At 34.0% G+C, this 18,242-nt stretch carries 16 protein-coding genes; 8 read left to right on the forward strand and 8 right to left on the reverse strand.

Going from position 1 to position 18,242, the window contains the following annotated elements:
• Positions 1–285 precede the first annotated feature (285 nt).
• Positions 286–420 carry a hypothetical protein gene (locus tag BTN98_RS20755; RefSeq protein WP_268875302.1) on the reverse strand — a complete coding sequence of 45 codons (135 nt, stop codon included), beginning with the start codon at positions 418–420 and terminating at the stop codon, positions 286–288.
• 661 nt (positions 421–1,081) lie between these two features.
• Between BTN98_RS20755 and BTN98_RS08590 the strand changes: the two genes are divergently transcribed.
• From BTN98_RS08590 to BTN98_RS08625, 8 genes are all read left to right on the forward strand, one after another.
• On the forward strand, positions 1,082–1,390 hold the full coding sequence (locus tag BTN98_RS08590) for a hypothetical protein (protein ID WP_060997327.1): 309 nt from the start codon (positions 1,082–1,084) through the stop codon (positions 1,388–1,390).
• A 585-nt stretch (positions 1,391–1,975) separates the two neighbouring features.
• Complete coding sequence (locus BTN98_RS08595; protein ID WP_060997328.1) at positions 1,976–2,269, forward strand: hypothetical protein; 294 nt, start codon at positions 1,976–1,978, stop codon at positions 2,267–2,269.
• A gap of 489 nt (positions 2,270–2,758) precedes the next feature.
• The gene (locus tag BTN98_RS08600) at positions 2,759–3,166 is read left to right on the forward strand and encodes a hypothetical protein (RefSeq protein ID WP_105029979.1); all 408 of its coding nucleotides are present in this window, start codon (positions 2,759–2,761) and stop codon (positions 3,164–3,166) included.
• Between the two features lie 81 nt (positions 3,167–3,247).
• Positions 3,248–4,870 (forward strand): hypothetical protein, encoded by a 1,623-nt coding sequence (locus BTN98_RS08605; RefSeq protein ID WP_060997330.1) that lies wholly within the window; start codon positions 3,248–3,250, stop codon positions 4,868–4,870.
• Positions 4,857–7,766, forward strand: a complete 2,910-nt coding sequence (locus BTN98_RS08610; protein ID WP_060997331.1) for a site-specific integrase — start codon at positions 4,857–4,859, stop codon at positions 7,764–7,766. Before BTN98_RS08605 ends, BTN98_RS08610 begins: the two co-directional genes overlap by 14 nt.
• Positions 7,767–7,775: 9 nt before the next feature.
• Positions 7,776–8,570, forward strand: coding sequence for a hypothetical protein (locus tag BTN98_RS08615; protein ID WP_105029980.1), 795 nt, complete (start codon positions 7,776–7,778; stop codon positions 8,568–8,570).
• A 263-nt stretch (positions 8,571–8,833) separates the two neighbouring features.
• Positions 8,834–9,043, forward strand: a complete 210-nt coding sequence (locus BTN98_RS08620) for a hypothetical protein (RefSeq protein ID WP_105029981.1) — start codon at positions 8,834–8,836, stop codon at positions 9,041–9,043.
• Between the two features lie 215 nt (positions 9,044–9,258).
• Complete coding sequence (locus tag BTN98_RS08625; RefSeq protein ID WP_060997333.1) at positions 9,259–10,434, forward strand: site-specific integrase; 1,176 nt, start codon at positions 9,259–9,261, stop codon at positions 10,432–10,434.
• Between the two features lie 99 nt (positions 10,435–10,533).
• On the opposite strand, the gene BTN98_RS08630 is transcribed toward BTN98_RS08625, so the two are convergent.
• The 7 genes from BTN98_RS08630 to BTN98_RS08660 form a co-directional block, all read right to left on the reverse strand.
• A complete protein-coding gene (locus BTN98_RS08630) occupies positions 10,534–12,477 on the reverse strand; it encodes a nucleoside-diphosphate sugar epimerase/dehydratase (RefSeq protein ID WP_060997334.1) in 1,944 nt (647 codons plus the stop codon).
• Positions 12,478–12,759: 282 nt separating this feature from the next.
• Positions 12,760–13,311: a sugar transferase gene (locus BTN98_RS08635; protein WP_060997335.1), complete on the reverse strand. Its 552-nt coding sequence runs from the start codon at positions 13,309–13,311 to the stop codon at positions 12,760–12,762.
• Complete coding sequence (locus BTN98_RS08640) at positions 13,308–14,228, reverse strand: NAD-dependent epimerase/dehydratase family protein (protein WP_060997336.1); 921 nt, start codon at positions 14,226–14,228, stop codon at positions 13,308–13,310. Before BTN98_RS08640 ends, BTN98_RS08635 begins: the two co-directional genes overlap by 4 nt.
• On the reverse strand, positions 14,218–15,129 hold the full coding sequence (locus BTN98_RS08645) for a glycosyltransferase (protein WP_060997337.1): 912 nt from the start codon (positions 15,127–15,129) through the stop codon (positions 14,218–14,220). Before BTN98_RS08645 ends, BTN98_RS08640 begins: the two co-directional genes overlap by 11 nt.
• Positions 15,130–15,374: 245 nt before the next feature.
• Entirely contained in the window at positions 15,375–16,487 is a 1,113-nt protein-coding gene (locus BTN98_RS08650) for a glycosyltransferase (protein ID WP_060997338.1), read from the reverse strand.
• Positions 16,484–17,083, reverse strand: coding sequence for a DapH/DapD/GlmU-related protein (locus BTN98_RS08655; RefSeq protein WP_060997339.1), 600 nt, complete (start codon positions 17,081–17,083; stop codon positions 16,484–16,486). Before BTN98_RS08655 ends, BTN98_RS08650 begins: the two co-directional genes overlap by 4 nt.
• Positions 17,084–17,608: 525 nt before the next feature.
• Positions 17,609–18,133: a glycosyltransferase family 2 protein gene (locus BTN98_RS08660; RefSeq protein ID WP_105029982.1), complete on the reverse strand. Its 525-nt coding sequence runs from the start codon at positions 18,131–18,133 to the stop codon at positions 17,609–17,611.
• Between the last annotated feature and the right edge of the window lie 109 nt (positions 18,134–18,242).

Here is an 18,242-nt window from a genome sequence, read left to right on the forward strand (position 1 = left end):
TAAAAAAACACAACACAGCAAAAAAACAACAATATATAAAACAGTTAAATAACAGAATATATATTCACAAAACCAATATCATTACTCAAAGATATTTATTCAATAGATCAATAAATTACTTGCATATATTCACCAGCAATAACATCAAATACAGCCATAAAAAAAACAATAAAAAAAGCCACAACCATTCATAAAGAATATTAGTTGTGGCTTAATTATTATATATTTGAGTACAACGCTAATTATTATTTTGCTTTTACAATTGAAAAAATCTAAACATAGCGATTATTTTTTGATTTTTAGAGACTCGGTAGTGTAGTCATATTCACCAAGGCGATCTTCACGACGCATTTGTTTTGCCTGCTTATCGTACTCATCAAGTTTGCTTAACCACGCCTTAAACTTCTTCAATAGTTGCATACTATTTCACTCTTAAATATATAAATATGTTGAACAGTTCCCCCTGTTCTATTTGGTAAGTATATGCAGAGCATTAACTGCAATCCATCAAAAGAATACATTTAGAGTATATTTGTGATAAAAAACATAAAAGCCAAAAATATGACGGTAGTAGCAACCAGATCGTATAAATTACTCTTATATTAAGCGCTTTGATGCTTATGTTATGGGTCAAAAAAGGGACGGAGGGAAGTTCACGAGGACCAAGTTTTTAGGTGCGAGGAAGAGCTAAATCACGAGCCCCCTCCATCATTATATACAGTGAATGCCAAACCCAACCTCAACATTCCCTGCAGTGAGTGTCAAACTCGAACCCACCCCAGCTATATGAAATAAAAGAAAGACCGATATAAATAAAAAAGCACTTAAAGCTTTTGCTTATCCCTTGAAATATCACCTCTAACGCTTACAAGTACTAATATGCAACCAGAACTCATAAAACCGAGATTGTGACGAAAAAATCTTTAATTATTACGTAAGGGAATGATTATTTTGATCAACATCTAAAAACATAATTATTCATATTGACGATTATACCCAGCCAAAATATAAGCTTTCATTATATTAACTAGTTGATGTATTGATACCTTACTCTATTGCTTGATAACAAAAGACAACACTTATGAAATTTATTAAAAATATACTATCAAGGCTAAATAACAAAAAACGCAATGAAGCAACATTTCTTGAGTACTCATGGGATGACGTTCTCAATATGCCACCAGAAACGGTAATTACCGTTAAGTGGAACTCTGAAAGTAGCGACGCAGCGCCTGAATTAAAAACCGCAGGTGAAGTGCAAGCAATGGTAAAAGAATATATTGATAATCAAAAACCTGACTACCGAAGCTTTGCAACCTGCTACCACAAAGATAGTTTTACGCTGCTATCGCTATATCATAAAGACACGAAGTCGCTGTTATCAAAGTAAATAAAAAGACATCAATATGCTAAGTCTATTGTTAATCAGTAGGCTTGATTGATGATTAAACCTAAATATGATTCCGTTACTGATAAATACTTTATTACCATTAAGTAATCACTGACTCACTGTTTTCATTGGAATTCAGGAGAATTGATGACAGATACCCTTTAATTGTAACACTGCCCTAAATGACAATGCGCATAGTTAAGATGACTTTATCCTTTCATTTACAATAGCTTAAGCTATTCCTCCCAATAATCCCCTCGCCTAGATTGCCTTTAAAAACAACCAATAACAACAAAATCAAAACCTTACAGTGACAGTTTTTCTTCAAAAACAAGCAAAATGAGACAATTTGAATGACACAGCTGTGTCTAAAAATGGGCAGTCATACCAATAGAGCAGTCAAAAAGCCTGAGCAAAAAGCATGAATAGATTCACTATTAAGGGTCGACGGTTGCCTCTTTGTATTCCTCACTCTCACTTTCGTCACCTTCACAAAAATACACCTGCTCATTTATTGATCAAATAGCTGTGTTGATATACAGTATTTTTAGTGCGCATAATCTGCACTTTCACGAAGGGGACATCATGAATACCAAGATAGTCATAGCAACAACACTCTTAAGACGTTGGGGAATAGAAGCATCTAAAGTTAAGCAGGTATTAGCTAAGGACGATCACCAACTCGATGAGCGGATCAACATCATCGTAAAGATTCATAAGCTAGTTTACAAAAAACTAGGAAATTCCAAGGCTATTAAGGCGTTTATGGCAGAGCCTAATCACGAAGCAGAGTGGAATGGACGCCAACCGCGATTAATGATTGCATCCGGTAGTATTGATGATTTACGTGATGTCTTGAGTTTCGTTGAACCTAAGTAACTAAAAAAGTTCGTCAGGCTAGCACTCAAGCCAACAATAATATTATCGTTATCCGCAGCCCTGTATTAAAAAGAAAGAAAAAAATAATTAAGCAGGCGAAATTCGCTTCCTTAAATTAAAAACCACCGATATTTTTGCCTCATACTGATGACAACTACTGAATATAGGCAAATATAGTGATGAATAAAGACAAACTTCACCCTGACAATTAAACCCAAATATAGGTAGAAAACGTAACGAACAAAAAATATTTAATTATCCCAATAAGCATGAGGAAAGCCTATATAGAATATATATCTGTTAAATATCACGGTTATTGGGCCTCATTAATTAATAAAGCATTATTTATCTAACCTAAAAAATGACTTTATTTAATTATCATTGTGAGCCAACTCGTAAATTTAAATAATTAGCGGTTTAATCATTAATTAATTTAATTATCATAATAATAAATCCATATGGTACACATAAATGACTGAAGGTGATTAGATGATAAAGCACAAGACTATACCTACATCGCAAGCGCAACTGACACATCACCCTCTCATTCAACGACTCTGTGAAGATGATACTATTGATATGTCTAATAATGATAACTTACTCACACTATCTCAAGAAGATATTCAATATCAATTGAATGCCATGGTATTGCCTGTCATTAAAAATGACACCGTAGAAAATGCCTATTATTTATTATCACCAGCACCGCTTTATTTTATGTTATTAAAAAATAACACTCGGAATAATAACATTAGGCTCGGTATTTATCCTCACGATGAAGCTGAAGCAGTGATCAAAAATCATCTTTTTATTACTCCAACATTACAATACCGCACCTCAAAAAATATTTTAGCTTGTCTTCGTGCTCGTTATAATAATGCAAAAAACACAATTTGATCCTTAACTATAATATCAAATTTCTTGCCCATATTACTAACGTCTGTGTTTCTGCATTTAGATCTAAATGAGGTTAATACTTTGAGTTTTCTATCGGCCATAAAAAAAACAAATCGATATAAAAATTCTGGTGGTGTTTATCCTTCAGCTTTAAATATTACGCATACATTAATCGCTATTATTTTCTCTATTAATAAAAAAGCACCGTCACCTAAAATAGCGAATAAATTAATGTTAATGTTCTTTTATTTATGGTTTACAGATCAATTAAAAAATATTCGTCGTATCAGTGATATTCCCAATGTAATGAAAGTGAGTGGAGCAAAAGCTGCTGCTCCTCATACTTTTCGTATTTCCCGTTCTAGCAGTATGTCTTGGGCAGAATATAGCCTCACTTATCAACATAATAATAAGACTTATTTATGGCAACCTGTCCCCGACTATATCAATCACTTCTTTACGCGACAGCTTCAAGACAAGATGAGTTATGAGACGGCTTTACTCAATAGCAAAGAGAAAGCCTTGTTATTTACAATCTTACAAAAACCATGGCTAGCCCCTGCGCCAATAAAAAAACGAACAAAATCAAGAAAACCACAATTTTATCGCTACTTTTCTGCTTTTATCGCGTTAGATCCTCAAGTGTTTGTCATTGCTAAATATATTTTTATTGGAGAAAGTGCCCTTCATCATAAGAATGCTCACAGGTATCAAATGGCAAATAGTGATCATATCCGTTACTCAATATTTATGTCTCAAAGTCGAGCTTTAAAACGTCTTTCAAAAATACTCAATGATCAAGCATACATACTTTATTTTGATGTGAGTGGAGAGAAACAACCCTTATTCCAACAACAGGATTTTGGTTTTATTTCAAAAGAAAATCATCAACCTATCATTAAATCATTAATTAAAGAAATGCATGGCAATCGATGGCAACATAAAGAGCTCGCGCCTATTACTATCGGCTCTAAACGTTCACTGCCGATCAATGATATTCGATTATTTTTTAAGTCTATTGGTAGCGATATCGATAATATGGCTCAACAACCTAATATCACGACTAAGCAGTTAAAGGCGCTGTATACACTTTTAACCTATCAAGTCGCGGCTGAGTTTTTGATCTTGACGGGTTGTCGTCCGACCCATTCTATCAGTGTTGAACTCAACCGTTGCTTTAATCTATCGAGTGTATTGATATCAGATAAAGGTAAATTTCGTACTCTCTTCATCTGCGAACATTTAAGAGAGCGGATCACACATTATCAAACTATCCAGCATATATTACTTAATCGATTAGGCATAACAACAACACCGTCTGCGCTATGGTTCATCATTGATGAAAACAATCAAGCAACAGCTCTCAATGCCAAACTCATGAATCAGTTTATTCAACAATACTGGTCGAATAATGCCATCACTCCCAAGAGTGAAATTGTCTCGTATCGCTTTCGCCATACCTTTGCCCAGACAGCACACAACCATCAAGAGCCACAATTGACTTCACAGCAAATTGATAAGCTGATGGGCCATTCAAACCTCGGGGAGCATTACGGTAATGATCAATTATTGCCTGTACATAAACAGACACTATTGCGCTTTCTTCATCAATTACCCGAAATTTTTGGTCTCACTAATTACCGACAAAGCTATTCGTTATTTGAATGCATGCTTAAGGGAGTAAAAACCAATGACACTCTCTAAACGTGAATTCACTCTTTTTTGTGATGAAATGAATTTCAACGCCATCGATAAAAGGCTGATCAATCGATTGTTCACCATTGTTGATCAACAGGCAATCACCGGACGACAATTAACGACAGAAACACTTAAAAATATTAACCGTGACATCAACTCTATTCCGACAGGAGAACAACGATATTTAAGACAACTTTTATCTCAACTGTGTTTATATCTTCAGCAGCGCTGTGATTGGGATATTCCTGAATCACAAGATAAAAAGTGTCTTGATTTAACGCTCGAATGGATGCAACGCATTAATGAACAAGCCTACGATGCCAGTGTGCTCTATAACGATTATCTATCCTATCGTAAACATTTTTTTACTGAGCGCCCAACAATAACACCTGCGCTGATTGCGGTTGCTTTTTCGATTGAAGTAGCCCCACTTGCTCATGTGTATTTATGTCAGATCTTAAATACACCGCCAGTGATTGAATATTTCGATGAACAGCTCACCATTATTCTTTTTCATGACACAGGAAAAAAAACACAGCAGCAAGATAAAACATTTACTCGCTATGCACTTACTCCTTTTGTATACCGTTTATTACAAGATTATCACCGCGTAGATCACAACGATATCAGTCCCAAGCAACTGAATAATCAGCTCAATCATTTTTTGACGAGCGCACCATACTCGTTAACAGAAAAAGCAAAACACAGTTGGCATTATTGCTTTTTAAATATTTGGCACCATCAAAAAGGTTACCCACATGTCCTATTACAAGACATTTCTCAACCGAATCGGCATGTCTCATTTCATTATCCTACGGTGAATAAGCTGCAGGCCCAGCAAGATCTTTCTATTATTTATTACAATAATACGCCATATACACCGACGGTACAGGACAGTCCACCCTCTTTACAAACAGGCTGGTCTCATAAAGATCTACTCAAAGATTTGGACGATATTCCGCCAAGAAAGAGAAAAGATTGGTTACAACAACATCCACCAAAAGTGCCAATGTGGATGACAGACAATGTATTACCCAAGCTGTTTTTTCATTTTACTTACGATTTATTATTTTATGGCGGCGTACAATCAAGCTCTTTAGACATTAAATCTATAAAGAAATATACATCTATTTATCAATCTTTAAGCACAACCACACTCACTTATGATATGGCTTGTGATCCTGATGCGTTAGCACAATGGGCACAAGATCGTTACAACACGACCAATGAAAATGATAAATGGCTGGTTTATAATTTCTTTCGTTATTTATCGTATATCGATATCACTGAGCATTTTGATATTCGGGCTTTTAATCCCCCGACCCAACCGAAAAGTGTGAATGCTTTTCGTATTAATGTCTCTCAATACCAACAGCTATTAGATGCATTATTGACCATGCCTGGAGCAACGCCATTACAGCGCTTATTTTGTATTGGTAGTTTGGTATTAGGGTTTTATGCCGGATTGCGACGAGGGGAAGTGCTACGTTTACGATCCCAAGATATCGTTGCCTCTAAAAACTGTCAGCAAAGCTTTATTGTACATATAACAACAACCAAGGAAGGCCATCCTAAAAATAATAAACATCGACAAATATCGGTTTATTTACCCAAAGCACAAGCCGCATTACTTCACGAGATACTGCTTATTAAATGTAAGGGCGATTTGAGTTCACCTTTCATTGGCTATGAAAATGAAGCGATATCTTCACGTGCACATTATTATTTGCTGCCAATCACGCGAGCTCTCAAAGCTTTGTTCGGCAAAAAAGCCTGTTTCCATCATCTTCGACATAGTGCTGCACATCTGCTGACACAACAGGGCTTATTGCTGGCAACACAAGATCCAACCATACTAAAACAGAGCAATAATCGCTCTGGTGAACATTCAGCTGCCTTTTCTTTATATTCCGATGAACGTGTTCATCAACAATTAGATTATCAATATAGTCGTGATCGGTTTAATTTTTGGCTTGAGGATCGCCCTTTCTCAGCTATCAACGACAGCCTTCTTTTTGATGTTTGTAGCGATCAATGGGGACATTCATCTTATACAACGACAAGAAGAAGTTATCTTCATGGCGTTGAGTGGCTTCCCCGTTTCTTTTGCAGTGTCGTCTGCTATGAATATGATGAGTTATGCTACTTGCTTGCCATTAAACCTTACTCTAACGACATCTTTCGTTTTATTAACACTCTAAAGGCAACGTACTCGACAATGGTGCAATCTCATACTGCTGTCAGCTTGAATGAGCAGGCTCTTATGCAGCTTTTAATTGATAAAAAACCATTTAAACATCTTATCAATGATGCTTGCTCCCCCATGATATTAACGATGACAACAGATATTGAACCGCTTAAACGATGGAAACAGCATTCTTTTGAGACAATTCAATATTGCTACCTTGCTGATAATAAAAAGATGACTAAATGCGTTCTCTTTCATTATCAATCAACGCAACTCTTTGATCTCATCGATGCAGGCACACTGCCTTTTTCAACCATCAGTGCATTTTGGATGATGACAGGAGGACATCAGCCCACTCAACTCTCTAAGTCTCAATTTAAGAGCTTAAAACAACTTGGGCAACTGTCTATTAACTCAGATAACCAATCGCTAGCGCTAACGACTCGTTGCACATTACATAACGCCACCTTATTTACACAGCTTTTCCGTATGCCTTTTTTTGGTTGTTTTACTTTTTCATTTTTGTTGAAACACAACAAGAAGCGCCCTGTTACTAACAATAAGATATTAGTTAACAAGCATTTTTCAAAAAAAGATGAACACACAAAGATCGATATTATTCAGCAAGGAAAAACACAACTCATCATAGATTTACAATTCAACCTAGATTCGCCTTGGTTGCTACAGTCTGTCTTTGAATATTTAAAGCAATAGGTCATTTATATGAAAAACAATACACCTGATAGCATCACCTTAATTGATACTTTTGCTAACAAAATAAATATCACCGATCCTGCACCTTACGTGACCTGCATTGTTTCAAATGAGAACAAGCAGATCTCTATTATAGGAGGATCATCAGATTCATTAAATGTCATTCATATTCCAATAACGGATCATCCACAGCCTCTTAAAGACGGTAAATGGTCAATTAACTCAGATTTTTTTAAAGTATTTGTTAAAAATACACATACCCCAAATACGATCGGCTTTTTATTTGATTATGATGACGATCCTAAATATCCAATGCTTGCAGCAACAAAATTAGCTTATGGAGAACAAGGACGATATTGTCAAAGTGTTGAAGCGTATCAACCACACATCGAGTATTATCTACACTTATCACAAAAGCAATTTTTAGACATTATGCCTCAGCATTGTCACGAAATTATTCACTTGAGATACAAACATAAGTCATTTACAGGGATCTATATCAATAAAGAACAACAGACAATACAGGTAGTAGATGGCGATAATATTATTGACTACAAATATCCTGAAGATTTATTAGATTTTCCTGCCACTGTTTACCTAACCGCTGAGACGGTAAAAACACTCGATAGCATGAATTGTTCATCATTAAATACATTAAGTCTCTGTGTTGAACAAGATCAGGTATTACTTTCTAGTCCTGCTGGACACTTTTCAAGTAGTAATAAGATGCCCGATCAGATCAACGCTAATATCGCAGCAACGCAAGATAATGAAGTCATTTTTATCGCTGAAAACGGTTTTTAATTCACAATGAACTTAAAAACTTAAATAGTAAGCTCAATGAAATTAAAAATACTAATACGGGTTTTTTCTACTTTTTCGATTCTTATCTCTATATTTTAGCCAGAGGAAGTACAATTAAAACAATTGCAAAAATCAAAGCTAAAGCATCTTCTAAATTTAATAGTGATCAACTTTACCGCTTTACATTAACACATTTAAAAGAATTATTTAGCACCTCTTTGAGCAAGACTAATTACAATAAGATTAACAATCCAAAAATAACCATGACTATTTATAAAACGGCCGATAATACAAGAAAATTACACATTAGTGATTCAAGGGTTAAAACAGTAAACACAATACCGATCGAAAAAGATAACATCCCTGAGAGTATTAAAAACGTTAAGAAAACTATTCAATTAGATGAAAAATTTAAAGAGAAAGCAAAATTAGCTAAAAGTACACAACTTGACTTATTCAGTGGTGATGCTTAAAAACATCGATTACACACTGGACAAATAACCAGTACCGTCTACAGTTAGATATGCATAGTAATTCATTACTGTCTCAGATAAGCAGTTGAGACGAAGTGGCGGCAACCACTTCGCCTCGTACCGGCTGCTCCCGACGTTTAAGCAGAGCCCAGCCGATGGCCTTAGTGTATCTAAGTCCATTGGATATGGGTAGATCTATTCAATGGAGACTTGATATGGCTAACATTCGTGTGCGCCCAAATGGGATCATTCAATACGATATTCACGTTTATGGAACAAGATTTCGTGAAACCTCTGGCATGCCCGCTACCCCGAAGAACCTTAAAATTGCCAAAGCAACCGTCAAACAAATCAATGCTGAAATTGCGTTAAAAACTTTTCAGTACCGTGATTACTTTCCTGACAGTAAAAAGGTCGAGCAGTTTGAACGCTTACAGCGAGATAAATACCCCGACCGCTTTTATCCTTACTTTGATGATTTTGCAAAGAAGTGGCTAGCTCAGCAAGCACCTAAATGGAAAAACAGCTACCGTAAAACGGTTGAGCGTAATATTGATAATTATTTAATTCCCTATTTTGGCAATACCTTAATCAATGAGATTTATTTAAGCCAGTTAGATCAATTTCGCCAACAATTGGCTGCGCGAGAAAAAGAAGACGGCAGCCGCATATTATCCAATGCACGCATTAATAATATTTTATGGCCGTTAATTTCGATTATGATAGTCGCAGCAGAGGAATTGAAATTTAATTATCCCTTTTCACGTTACCGCGCATTGCGCGAGCAAAAAGCGGATAGTTCACCGATGACATTAGAGGAAGTGAAACGCTTTTTAGACTACGTCGACCCTACTTGGTACGACTATTTTTTACTGCGTTTTATGACGGGAATGCGAAGTTGTGAAGTGCATGGATTGCAATTAAAGCATATTAATTTTGAGCATCGCTTACTTAATATTCGTCAAAATATGGTTAATGGTGATATCACTGATGTGAAAACCCCAAAATCACGTCGCGACTTACCGATTAACGATCTGTTACTGACTGCGATTAAACGTATTACCGCCCCCCTCACGGATCCTGATGATTTTTTATTTACCGACGATAATGGCTCACCATTAGATACCCGTAAAATTGGTAAAGATATTTGGCATCCGACGCTTAAAAAAGCCAATTTAAAAACACGCCGTCCTTATGAAACTCGTCATACTGCGGCGGTGCTGCATTTAGCTGCCCATGAAAATCCATTGTACGTTTCCCAAATGCTCGGTCACAGTAATACTCGATTATTATTTGATGTATACGCGCCTTATGTGTTTAACGCCACTCGTCATGATGGCAGTGCCTTTTCAGATATGATGGAATCAAATGGCGTATTTGATAGACGTTGATAGTTTTATAAATTTTTAAAACAAAAAAACGCCCGTACTGCAAAGCAATACGGGCGTTAATGTATTTTGAATCTTTTAAAAATTAACTTGCGTCACAACCTATGCACTAATCGGTTGATGCGGTATCACTTCAGCCAATTGTGGACGCGGCTTAATATTCCATACGATGTCACAAATACCATCAGTCGGAACAAAACCTGTTGGCGCTTCAAGTAAAAGACTGCGTACCACTTCATGCTCAAAGTCATGACACGCTGCATCTAAGCGCTGTAATAACGGCTCAAGCTCAGACCACGGCAAGTAAATCTCATCAGCGGTCATAATACGTTCATGGCGAGTTTGACCAACATTATCGCCAATCAATAACTCTTCATACAGCTTCTCACCTGGGCGTAAGCCTGAATATTGAATTTCGATATCGCCGTTAGGGTTTAGCTCATCTTTGACTTCTAAACCAGATAGCTTAATTAACTTCGCCGCTAATTCAGCGATTTTAACAGGCTCGCCCATATCCAATACAAATACATCACCACCTTTACCCATTGCACCCGCTTGGATCACCAACTGCGCCGCTTCTGGAATAGTCATAAAGTAACGAATGATATTTGGATCAGTAACCGTAACCGGGCCACCTTCAGCAATTTGACGCTTAAACAGTGGAATTACCGAACCTGATGAACCAAGAACGTTACCAAAGCGCACCATACAAAAACGGGTTTTGGTTGAGGTTTCTGCTAAGGCTTGCAAAGACAATTCAGCCATACGTTTAGTCGTGCCCATGACATTAGTTGGTCGTACTGCTTTATCTGTTGAGATTAATACAAAGGTTTCAACCCCTGCATTGATTGCAGCTTGCGCGGTATAAAGCGTACCGAAGATGTTATTACGTACCCCTTCGACCACATTAAACTCAACCATCGGCACATGCTTATAAGCCGCAGCATGATATAGCGTTTGAACTTGAAAACCTTCCATTACGGTTTGCAGACGATTTTCACGCTGAACACTACCCAACAATGGATAAATCTCAACCGCTAAACCTTGTTTTTTAACTGTTTCAACTAACTCTTTTTCTATTGCATAAAGGCTATATTCAGATACTTCAAATAATATTAATTTAGCTGGCTTTTGATTTAGTATTTGACGACAAAGCTCAGAACCAATCGAACCGCCCGCGCCTGTTACCATTACCACTTTATTAGTAATGTTTGCGCTAAATAACTCGGCTACAGGCTCTACCGGATCGCGACCTAATAGATCTTCAATCGGCACTTCACGCAATTCATCAATTTTTGATTTACCACTAACAATATCTTCAATATCAGGCACAGTACGTACTTCAATTGATAAATGCTGTAAGTGATTTAAAACAGCTTTACGCTCAGAACGACTGGCATTTGGCAGAGCTAATAACACTTGCTCGGCATGATATTTTTCAAGTACTGCCGCAATTTTATTAGCAGGATAAACGCGCAGCCCCATCATGGTGGTATTACGCAAGCTATCATCGTTATCAACAAACGCTACAGGCTTATAATCATTACTTTGACGCAAGGCTAAACATAACTGACGCCCTGTTGTGCCTGCACCATAAATAACCACTGATTTACGTAGGCTTTTAGGATGATTACGATTAGCAATATAAGTGCGCATAATTAAACGAGCGCCGCCAGCTAATAAGGCTAAGAACGCACCATAGATAATTGGCACAGTGCGTGGAATACCCGCATCTAAATAAAAACCTAATCCTGAAAACGCAATAGTAGAAAATACAGCACCAGCGCTGACAACCACTAAAGCTTGAAAAGTTAGGTAACGTAATATCGCGCGGTATAAGCCTAACTGAACAAAGATAAATAATGTCACGATTGTTAGAATAGCTAAACATTCCCACAATGCAGCATTAAGGAAATAATCATAGTGACCATAACGGACACCAAATGCGCCCCAAAAAGCCACGAAAATAAATAACACATCACAAGCTAAGCTAACAACACGCTTGTTACTGCGAGACAGTGAAAAAATAAACTGTTCCACTTTCATAGAGGAGCCTATAGGTTAAAAAGGTTAACTAAAGAGGTAATAACTAATTTTTGGTATAACGTAGTAAGATATTCAACGACAACATTGCGTTGGCACTAAATTTAAAATAGAGATTTAAATAATAACCTTGAACTTTCTTCGATTAATTACAAAATTATTGTATCTTCATGTAATAAAGCAGTAATACACCAATTGCATATCACTGCACTACAATGAGATATTAATGTGATTATTTGAGAATATACGATAGAAAATGAGCTTAATAGACACAACGACGATCAATTAAGGTTTTACTGCATCACCACTACCACTTCCTGTAGCAGTCATTAATATATATTTAAAATAATCTTTCAACGTTAAGTTATCGATCATTCTCTTATCAGTTTCAGCTAATAATTGTGGTGTCGACATATCAATATTTTGAACCTGAGCTAAACCAGTAACGCCGGGTAAAACATCATAAACACCTAACTTATCGCGCTCAGATATCAACTTTTCTTGATTAAATAAATTAGGACGAGGACCAACTAAACTCATCTCACCTTTTAAAACATTAATTAACTGTGGAAGTTCATCAATTTTTGTTTTACGAAGAAAAGCACCTAGTTTGGTAATTGAGGCATTACTTGCTAAATGGCTAGCAACTGATTTAGTATCAACTGACATGGTACGGAACTTGATTAGTTTAAATGGTTGTTTATTTTTACCTACACGAGTTTGAATAAACACTGGTGAGCCAGTATCAAATAAACCAATAATAACTACAATTAATAATATCGGCCATAAAAATAATAAGCCGAAAAATGCTGCAAGAAAATCAATTAAACGGATCATTTCATTTCCTTTGATAATAAGCTCATGGCTTGTTCCATTGTATAAGGTGGTTTCCATCCCATTACATCAAATGCATTTGATGAATCCACTTCTAAATTATCTAACAGTTGCTCAGCCATCGATTTTTTACCTATCAATTTAGCGCCTAAACGCATGATACTTCTAGGTACTGGTAACTGATAAATTGATTTATTTAATCCTTTAGATATCGCATTAGTAAATTGTTTAGTTGAAATAGATTTACCATCTGACGCTAAAAAAGTATGTCCAGCAGCATCAGGATGTTTAGCACATGTTAATAATAAATCAGTTAGATTTTGAACAGCAATAAAACTACGATTATTATTCACTAACCCAAAAGGTAATAATGGTAATTTAGCCACTAGCTTAGTTAATAAGCCAAAATTACCAGGAGCGTTTGGTCCATAGACTAATGTTGGACGAACAATGACAACTTCTAACCCTGTTTCCTCTGCTATCTTTTTTAAACCAATCTCTGCATCTAATTTAGATTTAGCGTAAACATTATGAGCTTCAACTTCAGAGTTATAACAAAATGGCTTTCCATATTGAGTTGATGAACCATTAACACCTATAGAACTAACAAAAACAAAACGCTTAACACCTGCTTTCGCTGCATCACTAGCTAATTTTAAAGTTCCTTGAGTATTAACTGAATTATAATCACTTTCAGAAAAACTATTAGAATGAGCAAGACCTGCTAGATGAATAATACTATCAATATTATTAAATGCGTTATTCCAACAAGTATTTTCAGTTAAACTATCTATTTCATAATTAGGCTTACAATTATCAATTTCATTTTTTCTGATTACTATAGAAAAAATGTCATCAGATTTTTTCAAGTAAGAACCAATAAACCCAGAAGCACCAGTAAGAAGAATTCTATTTACCATGAATTAGTCGCTTAAAAGCTAAAAGTGAAACCATAATAAAAAAAGCGATTTGCTCAGCCTTTTTTCTTCTACATTGTTTAGCCATCGCTGCAAGTAAAAACAAACTTTTTGCTGAATTATCTTTCAATAATTGGATTGGCTTTGATTCTATTTTAATAAAATCAGATTGAGATAAAACTTTCTTAAATGCATCTTCCGATAATACTACTTTTGCTCTATTAATTATTTTCACTATTCCAGAGTTTGCGCCAACTTCATTATTTTGATGTTGTCGATACATCATTAATGATTCACTATCTATAAACCATTTATACCCATGAAACCTTGCAAATGAATAACAATACCAATCATGTAACCAAATGTTTTTGATATTTTCATTATTATCAAATAAAGATGCCTTAAGTGCTAAAGAAAACTCTTTAGTCATAACAAAAGTACATCCAGGTCCTGCTGATTCAAAAAGATAATCGAATTCAACTTGTGGATCATTTTTAACAACTTCTTTTTTTCGTCCATCTTCCCAAAAAGCAGTCACATTCCCAGAATAACAATCGGCATTATTTTCATTTAGGGCATTGATTCCTTTTATTATTTTATCGTTATCCCATATATCATCTTGGTCAGAAAAAGCCACATAATCATAAGATGAAAAATCAACATCTTTTATTAATCTAAAAAAGTTCTGACCAGCACTCCCATATTTATTACCATATGGCAACAAATATATATTGTTATATTTGATTATATATTCTTGAATTATATCTATTGTTTTATCAGAAGATAGGTCAATACTAATATAAATATCAGCATCTATGTCATCTTGATACAGCAAGGTATCTAATTGCTCACTTAAATACATTTCACCATTATAAGCAGCTAAAAGGATACAAACATTATGCATATTAAGCCTTTAATATATATTTTACTTTTTTAAGAAAATAAATAGACATTAATTAGTTACTATTTAATATTCCTATTTTTATTATTCAAAAAACAGAAACTTCTATTTTATATAGGATAACAATCAGTGTGTTAATAAGTAAATTTAGCATTACCTTACCATTCATGATATAAAAATAATAAGTATAGCTTTTAAATATCTATCAACTCTCAATAATACACTTTAATCCTATCATTGAAGTACCACTACTTATCAAGTGCCATTTTTTTAATTAGTCTAACTAAGTGACTCCACGAATTTATACTCGCATCATTATCATTATAATTAACATTATTAAACACCTTCTCCCCTGCTACAATTTTCGTCATTATATCAGCTAATTTAATATAATCATTTGGTTCAATAAATAAAGCTGATGAATAATTACCAAGAGTTTCATATGCATAAGGAAGATCTACCAAAATTATCGGTTTAGAGAATTCTTTTGCTTCAGAAATTGGTAATCCCCACGTTTCTAATTTTGATGGAAATAGAACAACATCACAAGACTTATACTGTTCAACTACATCTTCATAGCTTATTGGACCAATAAAATTAATATTTTCAATGTTTTTATATTTGTTAATTAATTTCCTTGCGTATATATTGGAATTTTCATTTATAGTCAATATAACTTTAATTTTTTGATATGTACTTCGATCGTGTATTTTTAAATAACTTAGAGCATTTAGTATGATTTCAAAATTTTTAAAAGTTCTGGCTAATGCCGGAAAAAAAAATATCACCGAATCCTGCTCAGGAAATGTATTTTTAATCACATCGTTTTGAGCTAAAGAAGCAACCGGTTTTGAGACAATATAATCTCTTGCACCTAAATCATTAACAAGATATTTACCGATCCATTCTTGTTGAACAATTATAGCTTTGTTCGATTTTATATTTATTTTATAAAGCCATTTATAGAATAAAGAAAAAAACAAAAGCTTTCGTTCATATTTCAATTCTTTTATAGACGCTTTATAAAAAGGAGATGCATTATGACAATAAACTAGCTGTAAAGGCGTATTGACTCTTGGGGACATATCATGCATTGCCAACCAAATATCAGGAGCTAACCTTTTACTTATTTCATTACATGTTTTATATTCAAAAAAAATACGTTTTAACCAACTTGTTTTGACTAACGGATACTCTAAAAATTTAACATTTATTTTTTTACAGTCAGAAAATAACCGTTTATTATTTACCAAACAAATAACTTCAAACTGACTATCATTAGAAAAAGCATTAATTGCTTCTTTAAATATTTTTAAAGGTCCAGCTTCAACTAAATTCACACCAGAAATAACTATCTTCATTTACTTTTTATCCAAATATTATTTTCGATATCAAAATATTTGATAACTTTAGCTGGATTACCTACAGCAACTGAAAAGTCAGGTATATTTTTCGTAACTATACTTCCTGCACCAATAATACAGCCCTCTCCAATTGAAACTCCTGGTAAAATCATGACTGATTCGCCAATCCAACTTTTATTTCCAATTCGAACATTATTAGAAGTAAGTTTACGATCTATTGGAGACAAAAGAAAATCAGAGTGATCCTCTAAATCTCCATGATTATGATCAGTTATAAATACTTTACTCGCAATTAATACATCATCACCAATTTCAATTGATTCAACACAGCCAATATGAACATAATCATTTACTTGACAATTTTCCCCAAAAATCAATTTTGGTTTCTTTTTTCCATATTGTTCAAAAGCATCTAATCGGAGTCCAACACCCGAGGTAAAGCCTTTACCAAAATATACATTATCCCCTCCTCTAATATAGAAAGGGTAACGAATAATTCTAATTTTAGAAAAAAACAACTTAGTTAATAATATATCTCGACATAATCGTAAAAAACCCAAAAAACCGTATATTTTATATGCTTTTTTAAGCATTTATAATCACCCACGTTGCGTTATTATTTATATAGTCTTTTATAAATCAATAAAAAACATAATATGTTAAAAATAATAATTAACACTATTTTTTTTATAAAAATCTATCAAGTAAAATAGTAATAGTCTTTAGTTCCGTTATTGTTTCAGTAACGAAATGATCTCATAATACTAAAGAAAATTTTTATCTCACATCTAGAGATAGAAAATACTATAAGTACATTAATTAATTATAATAGAGAATATCAAACAAACTATATGGTTTTAATTATTCTTATCACTCGACAAGAACAAAATGAAATGAACGCAGAAAAAATAGTCCTATAATCAAGACGATAAATAAACTTAAACAATGTTCCAATGACTTGTTTCAACAAATAAAAATTAAAGTAAGGAATCAAAGAAGCTGAATTAGCTAAAAACACTTCTTTCTCTCTAAAAACATTAGAGCCTGATGTCAAATGGGACAAATCATGTATTAGACTATGAGATGAAATATCATAGTTTATTTTGTTCTTGTTTATTTTATAAAAAAAAAGCAGTATCAATTCCATAAAGGTCAAATCTTTCATCAAACACTTTGCTCTCAAAATTAGTTAATAATGATACTAGTTTAGATGAGATATATAAACCACTTGTAATAGACTGAACACCTTCTTTCGTAAATACAGGATAAACATCCAAATTATTACAAACAACCCTAGGGAGTAATATATCAGAAGAGCAATTTAATACTTCATTAAAATAATCTTTTGAAACTTCCGTATCATCATCTAAGAATACAAAATTATAACCTTTATTCAGTTGAATACATTTATTATATATTTTAGATAGAGACCCATTGATTAAAATTTGAAATATTTCTATATTTTCGTTTATTTCTTTTATTTCTTTTATTTCGTTTACTTCAACAATATCATCTCCATTATTGAAAATAATTATTTTTGAATTGCTACAACTTTCATTCCAATTATTAATGATTGATGTAATACTTTTAGATTCAGAAACTTTTGTATTATATAATATAATACAAAATATAACATTGTTCATATAAATCTTCTTTCTTTTATTGGTAATATATGCTTTTGACGAAATTTAAATGAGCCAAAATCACGGAATAATAGAGAATATATTAAAGGTAAAATATAACCAGTACTGT

It is taken from the genome of Photobacterium aquimaris (assembly GCF_002954455.1).
Taxonomy (GTDB): Bacteria; Pseudomonadota; Gammaproteobacteria; order Enterobacterales; family Vibrionaceae; genus Photobacterium; species Photobacterium aquimaris.

Excerpts from the sequence above, each read along its gene's own strand:
- BTN98_RS20755 (WP_268875302.1), bottom strand. The coding sequence starts at position 420 with ATGCAACTATTGAAGAAGTTTAAGGCGTGGTTAAGCAAACTTGATGAG.
- BTN98_RS08590 (WP_060997327.1), top strand. The coding sequence starts at position 1,082 with ATGAAATTTATTAAAAATATACTATCAAGGCTAAATAACAAAAAACGC.
- BTN98_RS08595 (WP_060997328.1), top strand. The coding sequence starts at position 1,976 with ATGAATACCAAGATAGTCATAGCAACAACACTCTTAAGACGTTGGGGA.
- BTN98_RS08600 (WP_105029979.1), top strand. The coding sequence starts at position 2,759 with ATGATAAAGCACAAGACTATACCTACATCGCAAGCGCAACTGACACAT.
- BTN98_RS08610 (WP_060997331.1), top strand. The coding sequence starts at position 4,857 with ATGACACTCTCTAAACGTGAATTCACTCTTTTTTGTGATGAAATGAAT.
- BTN98_RS08615 (WP_105029980.1), top strand. The coding sequence starts at position 7,776 with ATGAAAAACAATACACCTGATAGCATCACCTTAATTGATACTTTTGCT.
- BTN98_RS08620 (WP_105029981.1), top strand. The coding sequence starts at position 8,834 with ATGACTATTTATAAAACGGCCGATAATACAAGAAAATTACACATTAGT.
- BTN98_RS08625 (WP_060997333.1), top strand. The coding sequence starts at position 9,259 with ATGGCTAACATTCGTGTGCGCCCAAATGGGATCATTCAATACGATATT.
- BTN98_RS08630 (WP_060997334.1), bottom strand. The coding sequence starts at position 12,477 with ATGAAAGTGGAACAGTTTATTTTTTCACTGTCTCGCAGTAACAAGCGT.
- BTN98_RS08635 (WP_060997335.1), bottom strand. The coding sequence starts at position 13,311 with ATGATCCGTTTAATTGATTTTCTTGCAGCATTTTTCGGCTTATTATTT.
- BTN98_RS08640 (WP_060997336.1), bottom strand. The coding sequence starts at position 14,228 with ATGGTAAATAGAATTCTTCTTACTGGTGCTTCTGGGTTTATTGGTTCT.
- BTN98_RS08645 (WP_060997337.1), bottom strand. The coding sequence starts at position 15,129 with ATGCATAATGTTTGTATCCTTTTAGCTGCTTATAATGGTGAAATGTAT.
- BTN98_RS08650 (WP_060997338.1), bottom strand. The coding sequence starts at position 16,487 with ATGAAGATAGTTATTTCTGGTGTGAATTTAGTTGAAGCTGGACCTTTA.
- BTN98_RS08655 (WP_060997339.1), bottom strand. The coding sequence starts at position 17,083 with ATGCTTAAAAAAGCATATAAAATATACGGTTTTTTGGGTTTTTTACGA.
- BTN98_RS08660 (WP_105029982.1), bottom strand. The coding sequence starts at position 18,133 with ATGAACAATGTTATATTTTGTATTATATTATATAATACAAAAGTTTCT.